At 58.3% G+C, this 7,368-nt stretch carries 7 protein-coding genes; 1 reads left to right on the plus strand and 6 read right to left on the minus strand.

The features are described 5' to 3' along the window. From RMR24_RS03240 to RMR24_RS03250, 3 genes are all read right to left on the minus strand, one after another. On the minus strand, positions 1 to 151 hold a 151-nt coding region (locus RMR24_RS03240), incomplete at its 3' end, for a uroporphyrinogen decarboxylase family protein (protein ID WP_310613667.1). A 25-nt stretch (positions 152 to 176) separates the two neighbouring features. Continuing rightward, entirely contained in the window at positions 177 to 581 is a 405-nt protein-coding gene (locus RMR24_RS03245; RefSeq protein WP_310613661.1) for a CoA-binding protein, read from the minus strand. Beyond that, on the minus strand, positions 578 to 2,797 hold the full coding sequence (locus RMR24_RS03250; protein WP_310613662.1) for a thioredoxin family protein: 2,220 nt from the start codon (positions 2,795 to 2,797) through the stop codon (positions 578 to 580). Before RMR24_RS03250 ends, RMR24_RS03245 begins: the two co-directional genes overlap by 4 nt. 71 nt (positions 2,798 to 2,868) lie before the next feature. Between RMR24_RS03250 and RMR24_RS03255 the strand changes: the two genes are divergently transcribed. Next, positions 2,869 to 3,705 carry a creatininase family protein gene (locus tag RMR24_RS03255; RefSeq protein ID WP_310613663.1) on the plus strand — a complete coding sequence of 279 codons (837 nt, stop codon included), beginning with the start codon at positions 2,869 to 2,871 and terminating at the stop codon, positions 3,703 to 3,705. Positions 3,706 to 3,723: 18 nt separating this feature from the next. On the opposite strand, the gene RMR24_RS03260 is transcribed toward RMR24_RS03255, so the two are convergent. The 3 genes from RMR24_RS03260 to RMR24_RS03270 form a co-directional block, all read right to left on the minus strand. Further along, positions 3,724 to 4,392 (minus strand): histidine phosphatase family protein, encoded by a 669-nt coding sequence (locus RMR24_RS03260; protein ID WP_310613664.1) that lies wholly within the window; start codon positions 4,390 to 4,392, stop codon positions 3,724 to 3,726. A 74-nt stretch (positions 4,393 to 4,466) separates the two neighbouring features. Further along, on the minus strand, positions 4,467 to 5,090 hold the full coding sequence (locus tag RMR24_RS03265) for a LysE family transporter (RefSeq protein ID WP_310613665.1): 624 nt from the start codon (positions 5,088 to 5,090) through the stop codon (positions 4,467 to 4,469). Then, positions 5,087 to 6,988 (minus strand): ATP-binding cassette domain-containing protein, encoded by a 1,902-nt coding sequence (locus tag RMR24_RS03270; RefSeq protein ID WP_310613666.1) that lies wholly within the window; start codon positions 6,986 to 6,988, stop codon positions 5,087 to 5,089. The genes RMR24_RS03265 and RMR24_RS03270 overlap by 4 nt, the downstream gene beginning before the upstream one ends. Positions 6,989 to 7,368 lie beyond the last annotated feature (380 nt).

Below are 7,368 nucleotides of genomic sequence, written 5' to 3' on the forward strand. Positions count from 1 at the left end.
CCAAGCCCATGAAGCTGCCGGCCTTGGCGCGCGTGGCGCAGTACTCGGGCAAGTAGCGACCGGCTTGACGCATGAGCCAAACGGGGGTGTGGTCGGTGGCTTGGCGCATGCAAGCGCGCAAAAAGGTGTCGTTTTGGAGTGGTGCAAACATGGCGACATTGTCGCCGAGGACTGGCTCAGCCCAGTTGTCGGTGCTCAACCATCAAGCAAAGGTTTTGCACCACGACCAAGCCTGCGTCGGTGGCTTGTTGGGCTGCGGCGTCATTCACCACGCCGAGTTGCAGCCACAGCGATTTGGCACCAATCGCAATGGCCTCCGCCGCGATGGGCGGGATGTCTTCAGAGTTGCGAAAACAGTTGACCATGTCGATGCGCGCGTGTTGCGCGGCTTCGGTGAGTGAGGCATAGGCTTTTTCACCGAGCACCTCGTGCGCATTCGGGTTGATGGGCACGATGCGAAAGCCGTGGTCTTGCATGTACTTAGCGACCCGAAAGCTGTCGCGGTGCGGTTTGGGCGACAGGCCCACCACGGCGATGGTTTGACAATTGGCAAGGCTTTGGCGAACGGTGGCTTGTGTCATGGTTTGTTTGCAGGCAAAGTGGCCAGTGCTTGGTGCAACTTGTTCACGCTGAGCAACTCTGACAACACCAACGGCGCTTTACCTGGCGCATAGAGCACATACACCGGCACGCCGCTGCGCCCCAGAGCGGTGAGTGCAGCCGTGATGGCGGGGTCGCGACGCGTCCAGTCGGCGCGCAGCAGCGTGACGTCACGCTTGGCAAAGTCGGCCAGCACTTCGGCGTTGGAGAGCGTGGATTTTTTGTTGATCTGGCAGGTCACGCACCAAGCGGCGGTGAAGTCCACAAACACAGGGCGGCCTTGCGCCAAGCTTTGCGCCACGGCGGATTCGGACCAGGCTTGCCACGCTTGCTTTGAGGCGCTGTCGGCAAGGCTGTTGGCCGAGGCACCGTTGGAGGCGGTGTTGATTTGGGGCGCATCGTTTGCTGGTGCATTCAATTCTTCAGCAAAGCTGAACACCCCCCAAACCAAGGCGATAGCCAGCAGCCATGCCAAGCCGCGAGCAGCAGGCGTGTGCAGCTTGAGCGCCCAAATGAAGGCTGCTAACAGCAGCAAGCCTCCCAACGCAAACATGGCCACATCCAAGCTGGTTTGTTGACCCAGCACCCACAGCAGCCACACCACGGTGGCGAGCATGGGAAATGCCAAGAGCTGGCGAAGTGTGACCATCCAAGGGCCGGGATGCGGGAGCAGACGTGCGACGGCTGGCACAAAGCTGGCAAGCAAATAGGGCGCAGCAAGGCCAAGGCCCATGGCCACAAAAATGCTGAGCGCTTGCCAAGTGGGCAAGGTGAATGCAAGCCCCAAAGACGCGCCCATGAAGGGCGCGGTGCAGGGCGATGCCACGGCCACGGCCAGCACGCCAGACAAGGCGGCATCCACAACGGGATGTTTGTACTGAAAGCTGGCCACGCGCGAGGGCAGGATGTGCCCGAACTCAAACAAGCCAAACAAATTGAGTGCAATCAGCGTGAAGAGCGCAGCCATCACACTCACCACCAGAGGCGACTGCAGCTGAAAGCCCCAACCCAATTGCTCGCCCGCAGCCCGCAGGGCCAACACCCCAGCACCCAGTGCCAAGAAGCTCAGCACCACACCCGCGGTGTAAGCCATGCCCGCCAAGCGGTGCGCACGGTGGGCGCGGCTGTGTTGCGCAAAGCCTAGCAGTTTGATGGCCAACACGGGCAACACGCAAGGCATGAGGTTGAGGATGAGTCCGCCCACAAAGGCACCCAGTAGAGCCAAGACAAAGCCAATGAACCCTTCTAAGCTCAGCAAGTCTGCGAAGCCCAGCGACTTTTCTGAATTGGCAGTCAAGGGAGTGGCAGGCGCTTGGACAACTGGCAATTCAGACACGGCAGGCCATGCTTGCATGACGGGCGCAGACACCGAAAATCCTTGGCGCTCCGCCCCATTTCCCGAGGTCAGCAAAAAGCCAACTTGCTTGGGGTCTGTCAGGCGCAAATTGCTGAGCGGCAGTTGCACGGTCCACACATCGCCCTGCCACGATTGCTCTGCACGTGGGTGTTGCTCGGTGGCAGATTCCACCAACTCGGCGGTGTCTGGAAACACCTGCAAGGTTGTGCCATGCAGCGACGCGGGCAAGCCGCTGACTTGCAGCACCATGCGTTGCGCTTCAAAACGTGTGGAGGCTTTGAGTTTGGGCCACTGTTTGGGCTGTTGAGCCAGCAGGGCTTCAAACGATGCACTGTGGGATGCAAAGCTGCTGTTGATGGGAATGCGCAAGGCGAAGTCGCCCTCTTGAGGAATGCACTCAAGACGGCACACCAGCCAGTTGGCGTGCACTTGCATGTCCAGCGTTTGTGTGGCGTTGGCTTTGAACTGCGCAGACACGGTGAGCGGCACGGCCAACAGCACGGTTTTCTCGAAGCCATAGTTGGTGAGGTTGCCCGCTTTGAGCTTGTGCGGCAGGGGGAACAGCACATCGCCAGAGGTGATGCCGGCGGGCAACGTGAGTTCGATTTGCGTGGGCAGGCCCGAATCGCCAGGGTTGCGCCAATAGGTGTGCCATTGCGGCTGGTGCGTGAGCTGTAAGCCCACCCACAGCGGCTGGCCCGCCTGCACACCTTGTGGCGCATGGGCCAGTAACTCAGCGCGAAGCTGTGGTGTGTTGACCACGGCTGTGGGCACGCCTTGCGCCCATGCAGAGCCCAGCATGTAGCCCGTTAGCAAGAGTCGAGAGATAAGTTTGAGCATGCGACTGATGTTACCTAGCCGATGAGAGCCACGCCCCACAGGGGCCATGGCGGGAAAGTAAGATGGCGAACATGACTGCGCACACCAGCCCCCACACCTCTCAAGCCTTGGCCACGCACCGCTGGGCCGAGCTCAACACGCGCGACTTCGCCGCGCTGGACCCCGCGCGCACTGTGGCCGTGTTGCCCTTGGGCGCGACCGAGCAGCACGGCCCACACCTGCCGCTGTCTGTGGACACGGTGTTGGTGGATGGGGTGGTTAACGCTGCATTGACACACTTGGCCGCGACCGATCCCGTGTTGGTGTTGCCCACGCAAACGCTGGGCCTCAGCACCGAGCACACCGCCTTTGCTGGCACGCTGCACCTGTCACCACAAACCTTGATTCAGCTCTGGTGCGATATCGGCGCATCGGTGGCGCGTGCGGGTATCAAGAAGCTGCTGATGTTCAACGCCCACGGCGGCAATGTGGGACTGATGGACGTGGTGGCGCGTGAGCTGCGTGGCCAGCATGGCCTGATTGTGTACAGCAGCAGCTGGTACAGCTTGCCCATCGACGCCAATGTGACGGGCCAGTTTTCAGCGGATGAACACCGCTTTGGCATCCACGCGGGTGATATTGAAACCTCCATGATGCTGGCGCTGTCACCGAACCGTGTGAACATGATGGAAGCTAAAAACTTTGCGTCCACCTCGCAAGAGCGCGCCAAACATTACGCGTTGCTAGGCAACGGCAAAAGCGCCAAACTCGGCTGGCACATGCAAGACTACAACCCGCAAGGTGCAGCGGGTAACGCGTCTGCAGCTACTGCCGCCAAAGGTGAGGCGCTTGTGAACAGCGCGGGTGAGCAGCTGGCGCTGTTGCTCAAAGAGTTGGTTGCGCTGCCGCTCAGCACGGTGCGCGTGTAACGCCTGCTTTAGCCAGCCTTAGGCGAAGGTGATCCAGTCTTTGTGGCTGGGTGTTTCTAAGTGCGGCAAGCTGTTGAACGACACCAGACTGTGGCGTTTGGGGTTGAAGCTGAATTCAGTCACCGCACTGTTGCGCATGCGCATGTTCAGCTCGATGCTGGTTTCTGGGCTGGTGCGCAGCACCTGTGCCACTGCAGTGGCAATCGGGCCGCCGCTGGAGACCAGCAAAACATTGCCCTCGTGTTGCTGGCGCACTTGTTCTAGTGCCGACACGACGCCCTGCACAAACTCTGTGTAACTCGGCATACCTTGTGGGCTGACCACGCCGGCCATCCACTGGGTAAGGCCGTCACGCAGCAAGCGGAAATATTGCTTGTAGCCCTCGGATGTGGTGGGCTTGACCAGCTCCCCCGGCTGAATGGCGCGAATGACAGCCTCTGCGTCGTATTCGTTGAGACCCGACCAGAGCTGTGCTTTGTGCTGCGTGTCCATGCCTTGCTGGATGCCTGCCAAGGTTTGTGCATGGCGCGTCATCGTGCCTGTGATCACGGCATCAAACCTGAGGCCTTGCGCGTGCCAGTGCTCGCCGAGGCGAAGGCTTTGCTGCTCGCCCAAAGGGCTGAGTTGGTCGTAATCGGCGGCACCCAAAGAAGCCTGCCCGTGTCGCACTAAGTAAAGGTGTCCCATGGCGCTGGAGTGTGTTGTTTGCGCTCATTCTGAAGATGAATGGCCAGGCGGGCAGTCGCAGCAGAGACCCAGAGTCACTTGAGTGTCAATGCAGAGCGAACCATCCACACCGCGGTGGCTAACAGTGCCAAGGCCATCAGCCGGTTAAACCATCTCAGGCGTTTGGCGGTGTTGTTGGGCCCGCTCAGCCAGTGGCGCAAGCTCGCGCCTATCCATGCATAGGTGAGGTTGCTGGCGAGGCCAAACAACATGAAGATAGGGAGGGTAGCTAGCAATCGGGGAATTGTGTCGTCGTGTCCGATGACCCAGCCGCTGACGACCGACAAGGCCAAAAACCAAGCTTTGATGTTGATGAACTGCAGCATCACGCCCTGTTTGAATCCGACCACGGGGGCTTGTTCTGTTGCGTTCAGGTGTTGCGTACGGCTGAGTTTGAAAGCCAACCAAAGCAAATACATCACGGCTGTTGCCAGCAAGCCCCAGCGCAGTGGCGGAAAGCTCAACACCATCACGCCTAAACCCACTGCATTGAGGATGAGCAAAATGCCCCAGCCTGCTGGAACGGCGCATACAAAAGGCAGTGCACGGCGCAAGCCGTGGTTGGCCGCCATCGTGGCCGACAAGGCCGTGTTGGGTCCCGGTGTGAAGGCGCCCACTGTCGCAAGGGCAATCAATGCAAAGAGTTCGTCGCTGCTCATGCCGGCGAGGAAAGTTGCTCCCAGCGTTCAAGGGCGGCCATCAGAGCGTCTTCAATCTCGGTGTCGCGTTTGTGGATTTGCGCCACTTTGGCGGGGTCGCTGGCGTAGAGGTTGTTATCGCTGAGCGCCGATTGGGTTTCTTTGTGCTCTGCTTCTAGTGAGGCAATGAGTTCTGGCAGCGCTTCTAACTCGCGCTGCTCTTTGTAGCTGAGCTTGCGCGTTTTGGCTGTGGTTGAAGCAACTGCCGCTACGGGCTTGGGTGCTTCAGCTGCAGCCTTGGCTGCCACAGGTGCGGCAGTTTTTGTTTGCGGCGCAAGGCTACGGGCGCGTTCAGATTGGATGAGCCAATCTTGCACGCCGCCTTCGTATTCGCGCCAGAAGCCGGGGTTGTCGTCGGTGGCCTCAAACACCAAGGTGCTGGTGGCCACGTTGTCGAGGAAGGTGCGGTCATGGCTGACGATGAACACGGTGCCGTTGTAGTTTTGCAGCAGCTCTTCCAGCAGTTCCAATGTGTCGATGTCCAAGTCGTTGGTGGGTTCGTCCAGCACCAGCACGTTGGCTGGGCGCGCAAACAAACGAGCCAGCAGCAAGCGGTTACGTTCGCCGCCCGACAGCGAGCGCACGGGCGATGTGGCACGCGCGGGCGAGAACAAGAAGTCGTCCAAGTAGCTTTTGACGTGTTTGCGCTGTGTGCCAATTTCAATCCACTCGCTGCCTGGGCTGATGAAGTCTTCTAGTGAGGCATCCATGTCCAAGCCATTGCGCATTTGGTCAAAGTACGCCACTTGCAGGTTGGCACCTTGGCGGATCTTGCCGCTGTCCGCTTCGAGCTCGCCCAAAATCATTTTCAGCAAGGTGGATTTGCCGGCACCATTGGGGCCGATCAAACCAATCTTGTCGCCGCGCAAGAAGGTGGCTGAAAAGTTCTTGGTGATGACTTTGCCGCCAAAGGCTTTGTCCACCTCCGTGAGCTCCGCCACGATCTTGCCTGTGGGGGCGCCGCTGGCCACGTCGAGCTTGACACGACCTACAGCGTCACGGCGTGCTTCGCGCTGTGCGCGTAAGGCTTCGAGTCGACCAATGCGGCTTTGGCTGCGTGTGCGTCGTGCTTCCACGCCTTTGCGGATCCATACCTCTTCGCCAGCCAGCAGTTTGTCGGCCTTGGCGTTGATGACGGCTTCTTGCGCCGCTTGTTCTTCTTTTTGCAACTGGTATTGCGAGAAGTTACCGGGGTAGGTCAACAAATGGCCACGGTCCAATTCCACAATGCGTGTGGCCACCTTGTCTAGAAATGAGCGGTCGTGCGTGATGGTGATGATGCTGCCTTTGAAGTCGATCAAGAGTTGCTCGAGCCACTCAATGCTGTCGAGGTCCAAGTGGTTGGTGGGCTCGTCTAACAAGAGCACGTCGGGCGATGTGACCAGTGCTTGAGCCAACGCCACGCGTTTGAGCGTGCCGCCTGAGAGGGCATTGATGCGCGCATCTGGGTCTAGGTGCAAGCGATGCAAGGTTTCATGCACGCGTTGTTCCCAATTCCAGCCATCAAACATTTCAATTTCGTTTTGCATGGCTGTGAGGTCGCCCTCACCAGCGCAGTACTGCTCAATCAAATGAACAATGCGTGCTAAGCCCGCACTGACAGACTCGAACACGGATGCGTTGCTGTCGAGTTGCGGCTCTTGGGCGACGTAAGTCACGCGTAGGCCTTGTTGGACGCGCAGGTCGCCATCGTCAGGTTTTTCTAGGCCGCCTAGGATGCGTAGTAAAGAAGATTTGCCAGCGCCATTGCGGCCGATCAGGCCAACGCGCTCAGCGGTTTCAAGGGAAAACTCTGCGTGATCAAGAAGAGCGACGTGCCCAAAAGCAAGTTGGGCGTTTTGTAGTGTGATTAAAGACATGCCACATTATCAAGTGCGACCTAGAGACATTGCATATGTATAGGGGCAACGATGCATGCACTGAACCTCGAGAAGAACGGTATGTGAAGTTTTTCGAAAATAGTTGCCAGACTCGAAAAAGTAGTGCTATACTGGCAGGCTTCGCTGATAAGAACTGTTTAGGGTTTACCAGAAACATACCAGCGGAGGCGGTTAGAAAAGATTTTTAAAATTTCTTCGCGATGTTCAAAAATCCGATGTATACTGCAAGGCTTCGCTGATCGCAGCGTAGTTGCTCAAGTAGTTGAGTAGTTCATTAAAAACATACAGCCGATAAGCGTGGGCGTTTGATGGTGATTGCCAAGTTCTTTAGGAACTTAGCTTTAATTAGCTAACAAACG

Origin of the sequence: Limnohabitans sp. (assembly GCF_031539105.1) — a bacterium.
Lineage (GTDB): Bacteria > Pseudomonadota > Gammaproteobacteria > Burkholderiales > Burkholderiaceae_C > Limnohabitans.